This is a genomic window from Paenibacillus sp. sgz302164 (assembly GCF_056120505.1).
Genome location: NZ_JBVYOL010000001.1, coordinates 422,876 through 439,150, shown reverse-complemented (window position 1 = coordinate 439,150; position 16,275 = coordinate 422,876). Strand labels below are relative to the sequence as shown.

Annotated in this window: 18 protein-coding genes; 11 read left to right on the top strand and 7 right to left on the bottom strand. The window is 51.3% G+C overall.

What is annotated here, in order from left to right; genetic code table 11:
- Positions 1–69: 69 nt before the first annotated feature.
- Both AC0LWT_RS01935 and AC0LWT_RS01930 read left to right on the top strand, forming a co-directional pair.
- A complete protein-coding gene (locus AC0LWT_RS01935) occupies positions 70–378 on the top strand; it encodes a hypothetical protein (RefSeq protein WP_474679519.1) in 309 nt (102 codons plus the stop codon).
- 9 nt (positions 379–387) lie between these two features.
- Complete coding sequence (locus AC0LWT_RS01930; RefSeq protein ID WP_474679518.1) at positions 388–888, top strand: VanZ family protein; 501 nt, start codon at positions 388–390, stop codon at positions 886–888.
- On the opposite strand, the gene AC0LWT_RS01925 is transcribed toward AC0LWT_RS01930, so the two are convergent.
- Positions 866–1,024, bottom strand: coding sequence for a hypothetical protein (locus tag AC0LWT_RS01925; protein ID WP_474679517.1), 159 nt, complete (start codon positions 1,022–1,024; stop codon positions 866–868). The genes AC0LWT_RS01930 and AC0LWT_RS01925 overlap by 23 nt on opposite strands.
- 123 nt (positions 1,025–1,147) lie before the next feature.
- Here AC0LWT_RS01925 and AC0LWT_RS01920 point away from each other — a divergent pair, with 123 nt between their 5' ends.
- On the top strand, positions 1,148–3,007 hold the full coding sequence (locus AC0LWT_RS01920) for an ABC transporter substrate-binding protein (protein ID WP_474679516.1): 1,860 nt from the start codon (positions 1,148–1,150) through the stop codon (positions 3,005–3,007).
- 22 nt (positions 3,008–3,029) lie between these two features.
- On the opposite strand, the gene AC0LWT_RS01915 is transcribed toward AC0LWT_RS01920, so the two are convergent.
- A complete protein-coding gene (locus AC0LWT_RS01915) occupies positions 3,030–3,293 on the bottom strand; it encodes a hypothetical protein (RefSeq protein WP_474679515.1) in 264 nt (87 codons plus the stop codon).
- Positions 3,294–3,418: 125 nt separating this feature from the next.
- On the opposite strand from AC0LWT_RS01915, the gene AC0LWT_RS01910 reads away from it, so the two are divergent.
- Together AC0LWT_RS01910 and AC0LWT_RS01905 are read left to right on the top strand one after the other, a co-directional pair.
- A complete protein-coding gene (locus AC0LWT_RS01910; RefSeq protein ID WP_474679514.1) occupies positions 3,419–3,781 on the top strand; it encodes a response regulator in 363 nt (120 codons plus the stop codon).
- A 137-nt stretch (positions 3,782–3,918) separates the two neighbouring features.
- Positions 3,919–4,581 (top strand): tetratricopeptide repeat protein, encoded by a 663-nt coding sequence (locus AC0LWT_RS01905; RefSeq protein ID WP_474679513.1) that lies wholly within the window; start codon positions 3,919–3,921, stop codon positions 4,579–4,581.
- Between the two features lie 21 nt (positions 4,582–4,602).
- Here the strand turns inward: AC0LWT_RS01905 and AC0LWT_RS01900 are convergent, their stop codons facing one another.
- Positions 4,603–5,658, bottom strand: a complete 1,056-nt coding sequence (locus AC0LWT_RS01900) for an acyltransferase (protein ID WP_474679512.1) — start codon at positions 5,656–5,658, stop codon at positions 4,603–4,605.
- Positions 5,659–5,964: 306 nt separating this feature from the next.
- Here AC0LWT_RS01900 and AC0LWT_RS01895 point away from each other — a divergent pair, with 306 nt between their 5' ends.
- Together AC0LWT_RS01895 and AC0LWT_RS01890 are read left to right on the top strand one after the other, a co-directional pair.
- The gene (locus AC0LWT_RS01895; RefSeq protein ID WP_474679511.1) at positions 5,965–6,402 is read left to right on the top strand and encodes a DUF86 domain-containing protein; all 438 of its coding nucleotides are present in this window, start codon (positions 5,965–5,967) and stop codon (positions 6,400–6,402) included.
- An 85-nt stretch (positions 6,403–6,487) separates the two neighbouring features.
- Complete coding sequence (locus tag AC0LWT_RS01890; RefSeq protein ID WP_474679510.1) at positions 6,488–7,120, top strand: helix-turn-helix transcriptional regulator; 633 nt, start codon at positions 6,488–6,490, stop codon at positions 7,118–7,120.
- Positions 7,121–7,195: 75 nt separating this feature from the next.
- On the opposite strand, the gene AC0LWT_RS01885 is transcribed toward AC0LWT_RS01890, so the two are convergent.
- Positions 7,196–7,828, bottom strand: a complete 633-nt coding sequence (locus AC0LWT_RS01885) for a bifunctional 4-hydroxy-2-oxoglutarate aldolase/2-dehydro-3-deoxy-phosphogluconate aldolase (protein WP_474679509.1) — start codon at positions 7,826–7,828, stop codon at positions 7,196–7,198.
- 298 nt (positions 7,829–8,126) lie between these two features.
- Here AC0LWT_RS01885 and AC0LWT_RS01880 point away from each other — a divergent pair, with 298 nt between their 5' ends.
- Together AC0LWT_RS01880 and AC0LWT_RS01875 are read left to right on the top strand one after the other, a co-directional pair.
- Positions 8,127–8,618: a DUF948 domain-containing protein gene (locus AC0LWT_RS01880; protein WP_474679508.1), complete on the top strand. Its 492-nt coding sequence runs from the start codon at positions 8,127–8,129 to the stop codon at positions 8,616–8,618.
- Positions 8,611–8,949 carry a YtxH domain-containing protein gene (locus tag AC0LWT_RS01875; RefSeq protein ID WP_474679507.1) on the top strand — a complete coding sequence of 113 codons (339 nt, stop codon included), beginning with the start codon at positions 8,611–8,613 and terminating at the stop codon, positions 8,947–8,949. The genes AC0LWT_RS01880 and AC0LWT_RS01875 overlap by 8 nt, the downstream gene beginning before the upstream one ends.
- A 54-nt stretch (positions 8,950–9,003) precedes the next feature.
- Here AC0LWT_RS01875 and AC0LWT_RS01870 read toward each other — a convergent pair whose 3' ends face one another.
- The 3 genes from AC0LWT_RS01870 to AC0LWT_RS01860 all read right to left on the bottom strand — a co-directional run bounded on the left by AC0LWT_RS01870 (position 9,004) and on the right by AC0LWT_RS01860 (position 12,793).
- Entirely contained in the window at positions 9,004–10,122 is a 1,119-nt protein-coding gene (locus tag AC0LWT_RS01870; RefSeq protein WP_474679506.1) for a phosphodiester glycosidase family protein, read from the bottom strand.
- A 96-nt stretch (positions 10,123–10,218) separates the two neighbouring features.
- Positions 10,219–12,039: a putative bifunctional diguanylate cyclase/phosphodiesterase gene (locus AC0LWT_RS01865; protein WP_474679505.1), complete on the bottom strand. Its 1,821-nt coding sequence runs from the start codon at positions 12,037–12,039 to the stop codon at positions 10,219–10,221.
- Between the two features lie 109 nt (positions 12,040–12,148).
- A complete protein-coding gene (locus AC0LWT_RS01860) occupies positions 12,149–12,793 on the bottom strand; it encodes a helix-turn-helix domain-containing protein (protein WP_474679504.1) in 645 nt (214 codons plus the stop codon).
- Positions 12,794–13,045: 252 nt separating this feature from the next.
- Between AC0LWT_RS01860 and AC0LWT_RS01855 the strand changes: the two genes are divergently transcribed.
- Both AC0LWT_RS01855 and AC0LWT_RS01850 read left to right on the top strand, forming a co-directional pair.
- Positions 13,046–15,082, top strand: a complete 2,037-nt coding sequence (locus tag AC0LWT_RS01855; protein ID WP_474679503.1) for a glycoside hydrolase family 15 protein — start codon at positions 13,046–13,048, stop codon at positions 15,080–15,082.
- A gap of 17 nt (positions 15,083–15,099) precedes the next feature.
- A complete protein-coding gene (locus AC0LWT_RS01850) occupies positions 15,100–16,269 on the top strand; it encodes a glucose 1-dehydrogenase (protein ID WP_474679502.1) in 1,170 nt (389 codons plus the stop codon).
- Positions 16,270–16,275 lie beyond the last annotated feature (6 nt).

Here is a 16,275-nt window from a genome sequence, read left to right as displayed (position 1 = left end):
TGTTTTCGGTTCCCGGTTCGTGCTAACCTAGAATAATAGACAAGTTTTGGCTAAAGGAGTGGGGCTGGGGTGTCGAACGGTTTATTGTACTGGATTTTTCTGGGGGCGGCGTTTGCGGTTCCATTTATTCTCGGTGTCTGGATGATGCGAAGGACGGACAGGCTGCAGTTTTCATTTTGGATCTCAACGGCATTGAATATAGGCATGACGGCGGCAGCCATGCTGTGGTGGAAATCCGTCAGTCACGACCCGTTTCGGATGATGTTCGGGATCACATTTTTCGGGGTTTCGGCCGTGAATTTGATGGCGATCGAATTTTTCGCATTGCTCAGCATCCGCAAGAAATCAATCGCTGGGGGACAAGCAGAAGGGGAATGAAGACTGGAAATGCATAGAAGAAACTCTGTTCGTTTTTACATATGGTTGGCCGCTTCCGTTATTTGGATGGCGGTTATTTTTATCAAATCGGCTGAGACGTATCAGCAGCAGAGCCTGCGGCCGCTTCTGACGGAATGGTTGGCGGGATCGGATGCGCTCAGCAATTTGCCTCATTGGGAGTTTACTTACGATCATGAGGTAGTGGGCTGGCAGGACCCGATCGGCTTGCTTGAATTTTTTATCAGAAAAGCAGGGCATATCACCGAATACGCGATCCTTGCCCTGCTCTGGTCGCTCACTTTGCTCTCTAAACCGATGAAAGCATCCATGGCGCTGCTCGCCTCCTTTATGATTTCAATCATTTATGCCGCATCGGACGAATGGCATCAAACTTTTGTGCCTCAAAGAACCGGTCATCCCATCGATGTGGCGGTTGATGCCATAGGCGTCTTGCTGGCTGTGCTGGCAGTCGGGCTCGGCGTCCTGATTAAACGAAGAAAAACAGGCTAATTATCATCATTATATGCAATTTTTTTGCAGGCTCTTTGATCGATCTCCACATCCATAGCTCCTTCGCTTCTTTTTCCAATTGCCGCTGCTGCCACTGCATCATTTTCTCCGACGAATACATCATGTTGGGTAACATGTCCATCACCTCCTTTCAATTCCTTGTAGCAACAGCATACAACTGGTATAAGGGGAAGAAAAAGAGTATAATTTACTTTATGAATTTCCCCTTTTGTAAGGGCATAAGGATAGGACGGATAAGATGCAGCTAATGACGCATTATTTGGAGCTTCGCGGATGTTTCGGGCATGTGGAGGAAGGGCAGCCGGTACGCGTCACGCTGGAGGAACTGGCCGAGGTGCTGTACTGCTCAACGCGCAATGTCAAGCTGCTGCTGAAAAAAATGTCGGAGCAAAGCTGGATCGCCTGGTCTCCGGGGCGGGGGAGAGGCAACGCTTCGGAGCTTGTTTTTTTGAGATCGATCGAAGAGATGGTCACCAAGCACATTATGGAATTAGCAGGCAAAGGAGATTACAAAGGAGCGATCGAGCTTATCCATCGGATGGAAAAAGGGGATGCGCTGCAGGACTCGTTCATCGATTGGATTTTCAGCTATTTCGGCTACCGGGAAAACGGGCCGGAAGAGCACTCGGCGGATACGCTGCGGTTCCCGATATTTAAGCCGATCGTCTCGCTCGATCCTGCGCATGCTTTTTTTGCTTTTGACTGCAATTTGCTTTATCAGATTTTTGATACGCTCGTCCGGTACGATCAGAAGAAGCCGGATATCGAACCCCATTTGGCGCACTATTGGGAGGTAAGCGAGGATCGATTGACGTGGACGTTTTATTTGCGCAAGGGCGTGATGTTTCATCATGGCAGAGAGATGACGGCGAGTGATGTGCGGTTTTCCCTGTTAAGAATTCAGCAACTCGGGGAGGCGTCAAGCCAAAGCTGGCTGACGGAAAACATCCATGCGATTGAAGTGATGAACCGAAGCACGGTTGTGATCCGTCTCAAACGGCCCAATGCGCTGTTCTTGAAGCAGCTTGCTTTTGTGTCCATGTCCGTCGTTCCGGAGGAAGTCTGTTTTGGCCACGAGGATTTGTTCGCGCGGGTGCCGATCGGAACGGGGCCTTTCCGGCTGGAGCGCAGCGACGAATACACATGGAGGCTTCGCGCATTCGATCGATATTTTGATGTAAGGCCGCATCTGGATCAGATTGAAATCTGGCTTTTGCCGAAGGATCTGTCGGACGCGGGCCCGAACGCTAATCTGATTCAGGTGCTGTGCGGCCACACGAACGGCAGACAGCCTATACATCTGGGGAAAAAAGGCCCGGAATGGCACAGCATCGATCAGATGATTCTTGGCTGCAGCCTGCTGACTTTTAATGTGAACAAGCCGGGACCGCAGCAGCATCTGAATTTTCGCAAGGCTATCGATTTGCTGCTCGATCGGGAACGGATGGCGCGTGAGCTGGAAGGGAACCGGGAAAAACCTGCGGTCAGCTTTATACCGGATGCCAAACCGTTAGCCGGAGTTCAACTGTATGACCTGGAAGAGGCGAAGCGGCTGCTGGAAGAAATGGGTTATGACGGCAGCGCGGTTTATATTTACGTGTATCAACCGCATCAGGAAGATGCGCAGTGGATCAGCGACCAATGCGCAGCGGCAGGTATAAAAATCGAAGTGATGATTCTTGACGAGACGGGAATGACGGAGCTGGAACATATCCGTAAGGCGGATATGATATTGTACCAGAACGTGATGGAGAGCGACTACGATTTGCACGTCATTGAAACGCTCCAGCAGAGCAACAGCTACGTCCGGGCCCATCTCAACGGCGGGCTGGCCCAGTCCGTGGACATTGAAATCGCCGCTCTGCTTGGCGAGGACGACCAGCGGGAGCGCATTCGCAAGCTCGATGAGATGGTCGAGGCGCTTCAACGGGAAAAGTCGTTTTTGTTCGTGCTGCACCGCTCTTTTCAAACGACATATCACGCTTCGCTCAAAGGAGTGGCGCTCAACGACTTGGGATGGATTGATTTTCGCAAACTGTGGTTCGCACCGAATATGCCGATCAATGAGTCCGGGGATGGAAATGCTCACGGACAATAAAGAGCGTGCTGCGGACAGACTCCTATGGCCGTTCTTCCGGGGCGGGCTCATATTTTCGTTCCATGGACTGCCAGCGGGTGCTTGCGACGAAAAATCCGGCCAGAGCAAAAACGATCAGGCGGACGGGAATCCAATTCCAGATGATTTCATGTGTGTACAATAATTCGATGATTTCGATGATGAACGTCAATCCCAGGCCCCACGGGAGCACGCCGTAATAAAGCAAATACTTGGATCTTCCGAGTTCTTTTCTTTTGATCCATAGGTTTGTCTGCGAATCGCTCATATGTAATCTCCTTTTCTTTTCATTATAGCATCACCCGATAAAAATCTCGAATAACTCATCCATTGCGCTTTTCAAACCGTTATGATAAAAAAGGAAGTACTGTAAATCGCGGGGAGATATGACGAATGACTCGTATTATGATCGTAGACGATGCGCCGCTTATGAGAACACTGCTTGCATCTATTTTGACTGAGCATGGTTTTGAAGTCATTCATCTGGCGGTCAACGGCAAGGAAGCTGTGGAAGCGTATCCGAAAGTCAGACCGGATGTGGTGATCATGGATGTTTCCATGCCGGAGATGAATGGTGTGGATGCGTTAAAGCTGATTTTGGGCGCCGATCCCGAGGCCAAAATCATTATGTGCTCGACCTTCGGGCAGCAGTCTTTTATTTTAAAGGCCATTGAGCTCGGCGCCAAAGATTTTATTGCCAAGCCTTTCAGCCCGTATCAGGTGATAGATGCCGTACGGCACGTAATGGGTCGCTGAGAGCTTCTGGGCACAGTCTCGGTTTCATAGCCGGAGGCTGTTTTTATTTGGGAATGACCGGAGCAAGGAAAATATGGTAATATAGTAAGTTGTATACGACTAGCGGTCGGTATTATTCGCACGGGAGGGTTATCGTTTTGAGTAAAATTTTTGCTTTCGGATTTTTGTGGTATTTGACCGGAAATCCTTTTATCGCTCTTCTTATTTTGCTCGCTATTTTGTACGTTCTGGACCGGAGATTCGTCGGGTTGACCCCGAATATTTTCAGACCTTTCCAACTCGGCCGCAAAGCTTCCCGATTAAGACAGGATCTGCATGCCAATCCGCACAACACGTCCGCCAAGCTGGAGCTTGCCCGCATTCTGATCGAACGGAAAAAGTACGGCGAAGCCGTGCCTTATTTGGAGCAGACGATTGCCGTCATGGAAGATTCGGCGGATGTGCACGCCGAGCTCGGCCTTTGCCGCCTGAAGCTGGGCGACTTGGCGGGGGGCGAGCAGCTCGTGCTCAGGGCGCTGGAGCTGAACCCGCGGGTCAAATACGGGGAACCGTATTTGCGGCTCGGCGAAGCGCTGGCCGGCGTTGCGCCGGAAAAAGCGGCCGCTTACATGGAGCGGTTCCGCGAGGTTCAGTCCTCCTCGGTGGAGGCGTACTACCGCCTCGGGCAGCTGTACGACAAGCTGGGCCGCACCGCGGATGCCAAGCGGTCTTTCCGCGAGGCGCTGGACATATACCGCGGCCTGCCGCGGTACAGCCGCAGACAACAGCGGCGCTGGGCTCTGCTGGCGCGTTTTAAATGAGAAAAAAGCAAAGATCCGCGTTCACGGATGCTTTGCTTTTTTTACGGCGCTTCGGCAGAGGTGGGTCAGCGCCCATGCCCCGAACAGCGCCAGCGGAACGGCCGCCGCGCTGTGCAGGTCGAAGAGCAGCAGCTGCGCTTTCGGCGGCGCAGCCCGGTCCCACAGCGTCAGCAGCATCGGATGGGCGAGATAGATGCCGAACGAGGCCGCCCCCAGGCCGGCGAGCAGGCGGGAGCGGGAAGGGGCGCAGCGGGACAGCATGCTTCGCCCCAGGCGCGTGAAATATAACGCCGCTGCCATGCAGTAAAGGAGGAGCGCCAGCTCGTACCAAGTGTTTTCAAAGGAACGTATGCCGTATTGATTCAGCAGCAGCATGCCGACAAACGCCGCCCCGCCTGCGATGAATGCTGCGGCGACGATGCCTTTATGGGCGTCGGCCCATTTCATTACGGCTGCATAATGGATGCCTGTAAATGCGCCGAAGGCGAACAGCGCGGAGTATCCGGCAAATAGAGAAGCATACTGGGGAAGTGGGTATACCCAGTGGTGAATACTATATATGGCGGCTTGAAAGCAAATGCCGAGCGGTATAAGATTTTTTTCGGCCCAACGGTATTTCCTCACAATCGCCAAGATCCAAGGAAACAGCACATAAAACTGCACGATGATGACCATATAATACAGATGATAGCTGGCGTTGCCGGAAATGAGCAGCTTTATGAAGTGAATGAGGTCGAATCCGATGCGCCCGTGATACATAAGCTGATTGAACAAATAATAGAATAGCGACCACAGCACGTAGGGAATCACGATTCTACGCAGTCTTTTTGTCCAAAATTGGAAGGCTGTTCCGCTGCCCGCACGGTCATAGTAGTTGTAGAAGAGCACGGCTCCGCTGATCCAAATAAATACAGGCACCGTGAACAAGGATGCGCGATTGATGATGTAAAATACGGACTGCGAAACTGTGCCTACGGGCAATTGGGTGGCGCTTGACGTTGCGTGAATAACGACTACGGCGAGTATGGCGATGGCGCGAACGATATCCATTTCGGGAATTTTAGGTCTTGGTTGCACGTTTCTGGGAGTCTCCTTTTTAATGCGGCAAAGCGATGATAGAATCGAAAGTAAAGACTTTCTCACTTTATCATGAACCGGGCCGTTTGAAAACAGGAACTGCGGCGGACGCGCAAGCTTGACGCTCCCAAACCATAACGATACACTGAAAGGTAGAATGTAACCCAGTGCTGATCAAGAAGGTGATTCTTTCGTGAGCTATGAGTATGTGATGCAGGCGGTTTTGCTGATCCTGCTGGTAATCGCTACGTTTGTTGCGATGGTGTTTTGGACGAAATGGAGAAAAAGAGGACGGAGATAAGCGGCATGTATTTTATTAATCAAGAGCAGATCGATGAAAGAATTCAATTTCTGAAAGTTTTGGCTGACGCTTGCGGGCAATTGTCCGATCGGCGGATCGAGGGAGAGGACAGCCTCCTACGGCATTTGTCGCAGGAACGAATCCTTCATTTGGCGATTGAAACGGTAACGGATGTGGGCAGCTTGCTCATCGACGCTTTCATATTGAGAGACGCGAGCAGCTACGAGGATATCGTCGATATTGTGCGCGGCGAAGGGGCTTATTCCGATTCGCTGGCCGAAACGCTGCTGGAGCTGGTCCGATTAAGAAAGCCGCTCGTTCAGGACTATACGGCCTGGAAGCGGGAAGGTGAAGGTCTGCATCCTCTTATCGGCAAGCTGCCGGCAGCGTTAGAAGAGTTTGCCACCAGCGTAAAAGCGTTCATCCAAAAGGAATTGGCATAACATACATACATGTTTCTTAATTTACTTATTCTATCGGATGCTGTAAAATGAGACTAAAATCACAGTTCCGGGAGTAGGTGAGCTTATGAATCATGACCTTGAGACATCCACGCGCAAAGTGATCCTTTCCATGCTGAAAACGCAAGGGCCTTTAAGTGTTCATGACATGTCCAAGCAGCTCGGAATTACCGAAATGGCTGTAAGACGGCACGTGAACACGTTGGACCGTGACGGCCTCCTGGAGACGAAGCTCGTCCGGCAGGCAATGGGCAGACCGACAAGCTTGTATTCGCTGGCCCCGCAGGCGGACGAATTATTTCCGAAGAAATATTTGCAGCTTACCCTTGATCTGCTCGGAGAGCTGGTTGAGGACGAAGGGCAGCAGTTGGTTGACCGGTTGTTTGAGCGCAGACAGGAAAAGATGGAGCAGCGGTATCATGCAAGAATGAAAGCGGACAGTCTGGAAGAGCGCGTTGCCGAACTGGCCCTCATTCAGGATGAGAATGGTTATATGGTGGAATGGTCGCAATCGGATCAGGACGAGTTCATTTTCAGCGAACACAACTGCCCGATTACCCAGGTGGCCAACCGGTTCCAGCAGGCCTGCCAATGCGAGCTGAAGCTGTTTCAAAATTTGCTGGATGCCGATGTGGAGAGGACCGAGTGCCTTGCAAAAGGCGGAACCAAGTGCGTATATAGGATCAGCGGGCGCAAATAGCCATCATCCTCCTTTTACGGAGTTGTGATGGCTATTTGTTTTTTTTCAGCCGGTCCGGGCGTGCCGGACGCCGTCTCAGCGTGAAGCAGCCAGAAGGCGCTCCGCTTTATCGGTGATCCAGGCATAATTGCCGGCTTCGATTTCTTTCAAATTAATCAAGGAGCCGCCGATACCGAGCCCATAACAGCCGATGTTCAAAAACTGCTTGATATTGTCTTCCGTTACGCCGCCAACGGCCATCAGCGGAATGCGGTCCAGCGGACCCATCAGTTCTTTGATGAAACCTATGCCAAGGCTTGCGCTTGGAAAAACTTTGACAGCCGTAGCTCCGGCTTTCCACGCCTTGACGATTTCCGTCGGAGTCATCGCTCCGGGGAAGATCGGAATGTCGTTCGCTTTGGCAAAGCGGATGACCTTTTTATCCACATTAGGCGTTACGAGGAAGGCGGCGCCGGCTTGAACCGCTTTTTGCGCATCCTCCAGATCCAGTATCGTTCCGGCTCCGATGTACATCTGCTCACCCAGTTTGCATTGCAGATCCGTAATCATCTGCAGCGCGCCCGGCGTGTTCAAAGTCACTTCCATGACAGTAACCCCGCCCCGGAAGAGCGCTTCCGCCACCGGTAAAATATGCGCTTCGCCGACTCCTCTGACAATCGCTACGATTCGCGTACGTTCGATTTCCGCAAGTCCTTGTTCCTTTTTCATGCAAATCCTCCTTGTAATGCTTCCCTGTTCAAAAGCGTGCTTGCTCCGTAAGCAAGCTCATGTACTGCTCCGCCGGAGCCGATCGCCGCATCGGCGAAGCCAGGGGCTTGATTCTTATTATGACAGGTTCCCGAACTTTTTCCACTGCGGTTGTGTCAAGACGAGCAGCTCTTACTTATACTGTATTAATTCATAGGCATTCGTCTAGAAACAGCCATCGCAAATGCCAAGGTAACAACTCTAAGCCGATGCTTACGAAGCCTGTTATGTCAAGGCATCATTCCCGGGAGGTGAACTCATGACATGGATGGAGATCAGCTGTGTCAGTGCGGCTGCTGCTTTCATCGTGCTTGTCGGTTATGCGGTTGTTGCGCTTATTGCCGCGAGGCTAGCCTTGCAGCAGATCAGCGATGCGGTGTCCGAGACGCGTCAGGCCGTGTTGTACACGGCTGAGCAATCGGACCGGCTGCTGCAGGAGGCGAGGGAGCTCACGGCAGACGTGCGCAGCGGGGCGCAGACGCTGCAGCAAAGCCTCGAGCATGTTCAACAGGCAGGGGCGGCTGTAGGAGAGGTGGTTTCGTCGCTTCGCTCCGCATCCAGGACAATGAGCCAAACGATCCTGAACGCGGAAAGGGCCGTTCAAGCCCATAAGGAGCGGCTGCAGGACGCCTTCGAATGGGCCGCGACGGGGGTTGAGCTTTGGCAGCGATGGCAGGCCAGCAGGCAAGCAAAAGCGGACTTAAACGAGTCCGCCGAAAAGACAAACAAAGGAGTGCATGAACATGTCTGATGTAAAAAAAGGAAAAAACTTCCTCATTGGTGCGGTAGTAGGCGGTGTTCTTGGAGCGGCGACGGCTCTGCTGTTTGCCCCGAAGTCAGGCCGTGAACTGCGAAGCGATATCGCGGAGCAAGCGCAAACGGTATCCGAAAAAACCGTGAAAATAGCCAGAACAGTAAGCTCCCAAACTTCGGAAATTTACAATAAAGCGAAAGATACCGCACTGACGGTAGTGGATAATGTCCGTTCCTGGAAGGGCTCGGGGAAGGAAGAAATGATGGAGGACGATTTCGAAACTTCGGAAGCCGCCGAAGATTTCGTAATTTTGGGAGACAACCGATAACTGCAAGCCTCATAACAAACACAGGGCGCTCTATCGAAGAGCGCCCTGTGTTTGTTACCATTTGGAAGGATCGATTTTTCGGATATCGAGCCCTTCCCAGACGTTTTTGATTTTGGCGTTCGCGGGATTGTCGAATACGAGCCAGGCGGTCGGCAAGTAGCGCTCGCCATACTCGCTGGATGGCTTGTTGACGATCGTATTATTGTGCACGAGCACGGTTGAAGCGCCTCCGTCCAGATTGGCCGCCGTCACGGCGCCGTGTTCTAGAAATATTTGCTGCACGTCGTAGAGCGTGGCCCCTATGCTGCTCTTCTGTCTTCCGTCGATAATGGCGAACAAAATCGAGCCGTCCTTCGTCTGCGCCATGCACGTTCTCGGAGCGACGCCCCAGCCATCGGCTTGACTCTTGATCTGCCCGACGCCGTTAACGATGAAGCGGGGGCTGAACGAAACAGCTTCCTGCACGCCCATCTGGAGCAGTTCCGAAACTTTATATTTGCCTGCAACCATCCGGCCGTCTTTGTCGATTCCAACGACTTGTACCGTGCCGTTCGTCCCTTTGTCATTGTAAAATATTTTTCCTCCGGAAATGACGATGCCCTCAGGCTGAAAGCCGTTGCCTTCCCAGTTCGGGTCGATAAAACCGCCGCCGTTGACGCCCAGGACCGCACCGGTCCGTTTGACCATCGAGGAAACTTTTTCGCCTTTTCCGGCTTTTTCGGGGACGGCGATTCTCAATTTTTTCGGATCTGAAACGGTGACCAGATAGCCTTTGAAATTCGTGCCGGAAATCGGCTCGATAGTGACGAGATCTTTTTTCGTCTCCTTTTGAGCACTGGTTTTGGTCTCAAGCTTGACTAGGCCCTTATCCTTTTCATCGCCCATTTCGTCGAATTTTTTCCAGTAAGCTTCCACCCGTTTTTGCAATTCATCGGAGCCGATTAAATATTTGGCCCAATCCCGATGCTGCGTCGTAATTAGCGTATCGGCCATCAAATAACGAACACTTGTTCCTGATGGAGTCAGAAAAAACCAGCATAGTCCTACAAGGGATAAGGAGGTAAAGCATGCTAGCAGGAACAGAAACATTCGAAGTCCGAAAGACTTTTTCTTGCGCTTTCCTTTGCCGACTCGCCGGGGAGGAAGCTGCAAAGCAGACTGCTGTGCCGCCATTCCTTTCCATTCCTTTCTATTGCTTTTATGTCATCTCTACATAGACGAAAAAAAGGAAACAAAAGTTTCAGATTTTTTCTGAGCTTCTTTCCTTTTTCACTTAAGAGCATATAAAGTTTTGTTTTCTTTAATCAGACTTTCGAACTTCTCGGCCGGCAGCGGCGTGCTGAAAATGTAGCCCTGAATCTCATTGCAGCCGCGCTCGCGCAGAAATTGCAGCTGTTCGGCGGTTTCGACGCCTTCGGCCAAAGATTTTATTTTGAGCTGCTGGGACATAGCGATCAGAGCCGTGACTATCGCAGCGTTGTCTTCATCGGTCGTAACATCGCGGATAAACGATTGATCGATTTTCAAGGTATGGACCCGGAAACGTTTGAGGTAGCTGAGAGAGGAATACCCGGTGCCAAAGTCGTCGATCGATATTTGAACGCCAAGCTTTCTCAGCTTGTCCATAGTTTCCATAATGAAAGATACGTTTTTCATTGCAACGCTCTCGGTAATTTCCAAACATAACAAATTCGCAGTGAGCCCTGTAGACGACAGCGTATCTTCGATAAACTGCACAAATCCGGCCTGCATGAATTGATTGACGGAAATGTTGACGGAGACGCAAAGCGGAGGCAGCCCCAGCGAATTCCAATGCTTGTTCTGGGCGCAGGCTTGCTTTAACACCCAATTGCCCAGCGGAATGATGAGTCCGGTTTCTTCTGCGAGCGGAATGAATTCGCCCGGCGAGACCATGCCCCATTCCGGGTGCTTCCAGCGGATCAAAGATTCCATGCCGATGATTTTGCCTGTCGTTAATTCGACAAGCGGCTGATAATAGATCATGAACTCTTCCCGTTCGATGGCTTTGCGCAGCTCAATTTCCAGGTTTAAGCGGTGCAGGGAGCGCATGTTCATATCGGGATGATAAATTTCGTAACAATTTCCGCCTTTTTCCTTGGCTTTATACATCGCTACATCGGCGTTTTTGATCAGGGATTCAACGCTGACGCCGTCTTGCGGATACACGCTGATTCCGATGCTGGCGGTAATATAAAGCTCCTGCTTATCGAAATAAAAAGCTTCCTTCATGCACTCGGGAATCCCTTCCGCAAGAGCGGTAATTTCGTCCAGATGGGTAATGCCGGTCATGAGAATGATGAATTCGTCCCCGCCGAATCGGGCTACCATATGCGATTGCCCGACATAATCAAGAAGCTTCCCTGCGACATGACGCAGCAGTTCGTCGCCGGCGTGGTGCCCCAAAGTATCGTTAATAATTTTGAACCGGTCGAGGTCGAAAAACAGCACGCCAAGCATGGAGCCGGAGCTTTCCGCCTGCGTCAAGGATTGTTTCAGATGCTCCTGAAACTTAAGCCGGTTCGGCAAATTGGTGAGCGAGTCGTGGTAAGCCATGTGAATGATTTTTTCTTCAGCTTGGCGTTTCGCATTCATTGCCCGGATCGTTGCGTAAGAACGGGAAAACTGGTTGTCCTCGTTAATGACAAAATCCAGAGGCTGCATGTCCTCCCGTTGACCGTAAATGGCGGATGCCTGTTCTTCAGGCTCAGCGGATGTTTGCAGAATGGACATAACGGTTTCGATATGTTCTTTATGAATGCGTGCCGCGGAGGCGATCTTCGTTTTCTTGGCGGTGGAGTCGTCGAAGTAAACGATGCCTTTGCGGGAATCGTACTCTTTGACCTGCTTCATGTTCACAATATTCGTGCTGTCGAGAAGCCGGAAGCCGTCTTCATAGAGCCACTCTTCAATGCTGTCGAGAGAAAAATCCAGATAATACTGATGATTTTTAGTATGAATGACATAATCGCGATTGCTGATCTTATCGATCTTGACTACTTTATGAGAATCGATAAGCAAAATATCGGATCCTTTTTTGCCATCACGGGTTACAGGTATTTTCTGGGACATTCGATCAGCTCCATGAGTAAAAAAGATACACCTATCCTTTTATTTTATTATACAAATGTTTACACGACAAGCGAACAATGTCGAATTATATCGAATATAATCACATGGGCTATTTAAAAGACGGTTTGAACAAATCTGCCGATGAATTGCGTTCAAAATTGTATTCAAGGCTCGTTCCCGAATTGCGGGCGACACAGCGCAAAAGCAGTTCATGATAATTTTTTTGGCGGATGGCTGCAATGACGACGTGCTTGCCGATGCCGAGCGGATCGAAGAAAAGCTTTCCTTCTTTTTCTACGTACTTTTGCACGTGGTGCAGGTTTACGAACAAGTCCGTATCCATTTTTTTGAAACCTTGTTCTTCCAGCTTGTCGAGAAAATCGCTAAAGTCGAGCAGTGAATTCACGCTCCGGTTGATTCTGTTTTGCTGGGTGTGGAACGTAATTTCTTTAGCGCTGACTTCGATAAAAAGAACTTCCTTGACAGATATGTCGACACCTGCGACAGGCCGATCCTCTTTCTCCAAATACCCTGCTTTTTCCATGAGTTCGGTATACGAAAAATTGTAAGCGTCGGAAAGCTTTTTCAAAGTGACTGGCGATGGTTTGATTTTTTCATTTGTCGAGCGATTGCGTTCCAGTTCAAGATCACGAATGTACGCATGCGAGAGACCGCTTTTGTGGGCCGCTTCACGGAGTGACATTTTGCCGCGCAAGGTTTCCAAAAATTTGCCGAATCCTTCTAATTGCTTCATTGTTCATCCCTCCATTTGTTTCATATTGTAAACGAATTTTATGCAAATGAAAATGCATCCCGCACACTTTGGCGATATTTACCTGAAGCCTGAAAATAGGCTTAAAACGGGCTTAAAATGGCCTGAAAACAAGCTGAAAAATTTCTTAAATCACACGGTCCGGCGGTTGGCCGAATCGCTTTTGCACAGATGCATATTCTACCTGCCGCTATGGAAAATTAACAGCAACATCCTTGGAAAGAGGCTGATGGTATGGCAAGAGATCTGCCCATTGGAAATGGGAACGTGCTCATCAATTTCGATGCTGCTTATAATATTCGCGACGTATACTTCCCTTTAGTAGGTCAGGAGAATCAATCCAGCGATCATCTTTCGCATTTTGGCGTCTGGTGTCAGGAAGGCTTCTTCTGGATCGACAATCCCGAAGTTTCCAGAAAAACCGCGTATGTCGAGGACTCGCTGGTTACGAATGCGGAATTCGGCCATGAGCGTTTCGGGCTCCGGATGCTGATCCGGGACGGCGTCGACGTGCAGCAAAATGTATTTTTGCGCAAAATAAAAGTAGAAAACACTTTTAACGCAGAGCGTAAAGTAAGGCTGTATTTTCATCTTGACCTGCAAATTTACGGCAACGGCATCGGCGATACGATCTACTTCGACCCGGAGCTGAATTCGCTTGTTTTTTACAAAGGCCACCGCTATTTGTCGTTGTCCTGTTTTTCGGCCGACGAGGTACAGGCGAAGCCGAGCGGTTACGCGACCGGTCAAAAAGGCATTAACGGCCTCGAAGGCACATGGCGCGATGCCGAGGACGGGCATCTGGAGGGCAATCCGATAGCGCAAGGCTCCGTGGACGGCGTTATCGAAGTGGAATTGACGCTGCCTCCGGCCGGTTCGAAGGAAGCCTGGTTCTGGATTTGCTTCGGCAAAAGCAAGCAGGAGATTGAGCAGATGGAACGTTTGCTGCGCACGGAGACTCCGCAGGCTGTGCTTCAGCGGACCCATGATCATTGGGTCGAATGGGTGAACCGCGATAAGCACGACCTGTCACTTCTGAAGCCCGAACTTGCGTCTTTTTACAAAAAAAGTCTGCTGATCGTCAGGACGAATCTCGATAATCGGGGAGCGATTGTCGCGGCCAACGACTCCGATATTTTAAAATTCGCCAAAGATTCGTACTCCTATATGTGGCCCCGCGACGGCGCGCTCGTATCCCATGCGCTGGACAGGGCGGGTTTTCACGAGCTGTCGAGAAAGTTTTTCGACTTCTGCCTTAAAGTGCTCACTCCGGAAGGGTATTTGATGCACAAATACAATCCGGACGGTTCGGTCGGATCAAGCTGGCATCCGTGGGTGAACAGCCAGGGCAGCAAGCAGCTCGCGATCCAGGAAGATGAAACGGCGCTTGTCGTCTACGCGCTGTGGCATCACCATAAGCTGGCCGGCACTTTGGACCAATCCTTCGAGGAATACGAGAAGTTTGTCATTCCGGCCGCCGATTTTCTGGTGCATTACCGGGACGCTTCCGGTCTTCCGCTCCCGTCTTACGATTTGTGGGAGGAACGCTATGGCGTGATGGCCTTTACCGTTTCCAGCGTATATGCCGGATTGATCGCCGCTTCGCGCTTCGCCGACTTTCATCGGGACAAAACGCGGGCCGTTTATTACGCCGATTCCGCCGAGCATGTCCGCAAAGCGGCCGAGGAACAGCTGTATTCGCATGAAAGAAAACGGTTTTTGCGCGCTTTGTACTGGAATTACGATAAAAGCACGTACGAACCTGATTACATCATGGATTCGAGCATGTACGCATTGTTCGATTTCGGCTTATTTGAAAAAACGGATCCGCGAATCGCGGCGACGATGCAGGCGATGAAAGACAAGCTTTGGGTGCACACCGACATAGGCGGCTTTGCCAGGTATGAGAACGACTACTACCATCAAGTTACCCAGGATGTGTTAAAAGTTCCGGGCAACCCTTGGTTCATTTGCACGCTTTGGTACGCCGAGTGGCTGATCGCATCCGCGAAGACAATGACCGATTTGACCGAAGCGGAAAATATGATGCGCTGGGCATGCGGGCATGCGCTGCCTTCCGGTGTCATGGCGGAGCAGGTCCATCCGTTCACGGGAGAGCCGATGTCCGTCTCGCCGCTCACTTGGTCTCATGCGTCGTTCATCAAAGTAACGCAGGAATATTTGACGAGGCTGAAGCAGCTGAACCAGCTCGGAACGACCCGGGAGACCGATGCAAGCGAAGACGAAGTGCTTGAGACTGCGAGCAGGTAGAAGGAGGGATGCGCCGGATGAAGGCGATTCGAGTCAAACAGCTTACCCAAGGTAATCCTTATATCGAGCTCGCGACAGTCGATAAACCGGCGATTGCGCACCCGCAAGAGGTGCTTGTCCGCGTCCTTGCCGTCGGTCTGGATGGAACGGACCGGGAAATTTTACAGGAAAAATACGGCACGCCGCCCGAAGGCGAAGACGAATTGACGACAGGCCACGAGTCGTTAGGCGTTGTTGTGGAAGCCGGCAAGGAATCCGGGTTCCAATCCGGCAACCTGGTCACCGCGATCGTCAGGCGGCCGTGCAGGGATCAAAACTGTGTGAACTGCCGCAACGGGCACTCCGATTTTTGCCAGACAGGCAAGTATGTAGAGCGCGGCATTAAGGGCGCGCACGGCTTTTTATCCGAATTTTATAAAGAAGAATCGCGCTATTTGGTGCAGGTGCCCGATTCTTTGCTTGATCATGGCATGCTCGCGGAGCCGCAAAGCATCGTGGAAAAAGTATGGGATCAGGTGCAGCGCATCCAGCAGCGCTTGATCTGGGAGCCGCGAACCGCGCTCGTTCTCGGCTCGGGACCACTGGGTCTGCTCGCGGCAATGACATGCCGGCTGCTTGGGTTGAACGTGTATGTATGGTCCTTGTCGCAGACGGACTCCTTGCAGGCACAGCTTGTCCGGGATTGCGGGGCTGTGTATCAGCAGGCCGGAGCCGCCGACGAAACAGGCCAGGCGTTGACACTGACGGCCTATGCCAAAACGGTCGGCAAGCCGATCGACATGATTCTGGAATGCACCGGCTACAGCCCGCTTGCATTCGAGGCGATGTCCGTGCTGGCGCCGAACGGCGTGCTGGCCCTGCTCGGTGTCACGCCGGCGGACCGAAAGCTGGAAATTCACTCCGATGCGCTGAACGAAAGCATGGTGCTCGAAAATAAATGCGTCATCGGTTCGGTGAACGCGTCGCGCAAAGATTTTGAGACAGCCATCTACCGCCTGCAGCTAATGGAAGAGCGGTACAAGGGCTGGCTCCAGCGCCTGATCACAAACAGGCTCACGCTGGACGATTTGCCGAAGCTGGACTTTAAGACGATTCCGCTTAAAGCGGTCGTCGATATCGTCCCCGCGGCTCAATGGAAAGATCTCGTCAAGCAAACCGGAGATGTAGCGTACAGTTTTTCCGTGTAAAAGGAA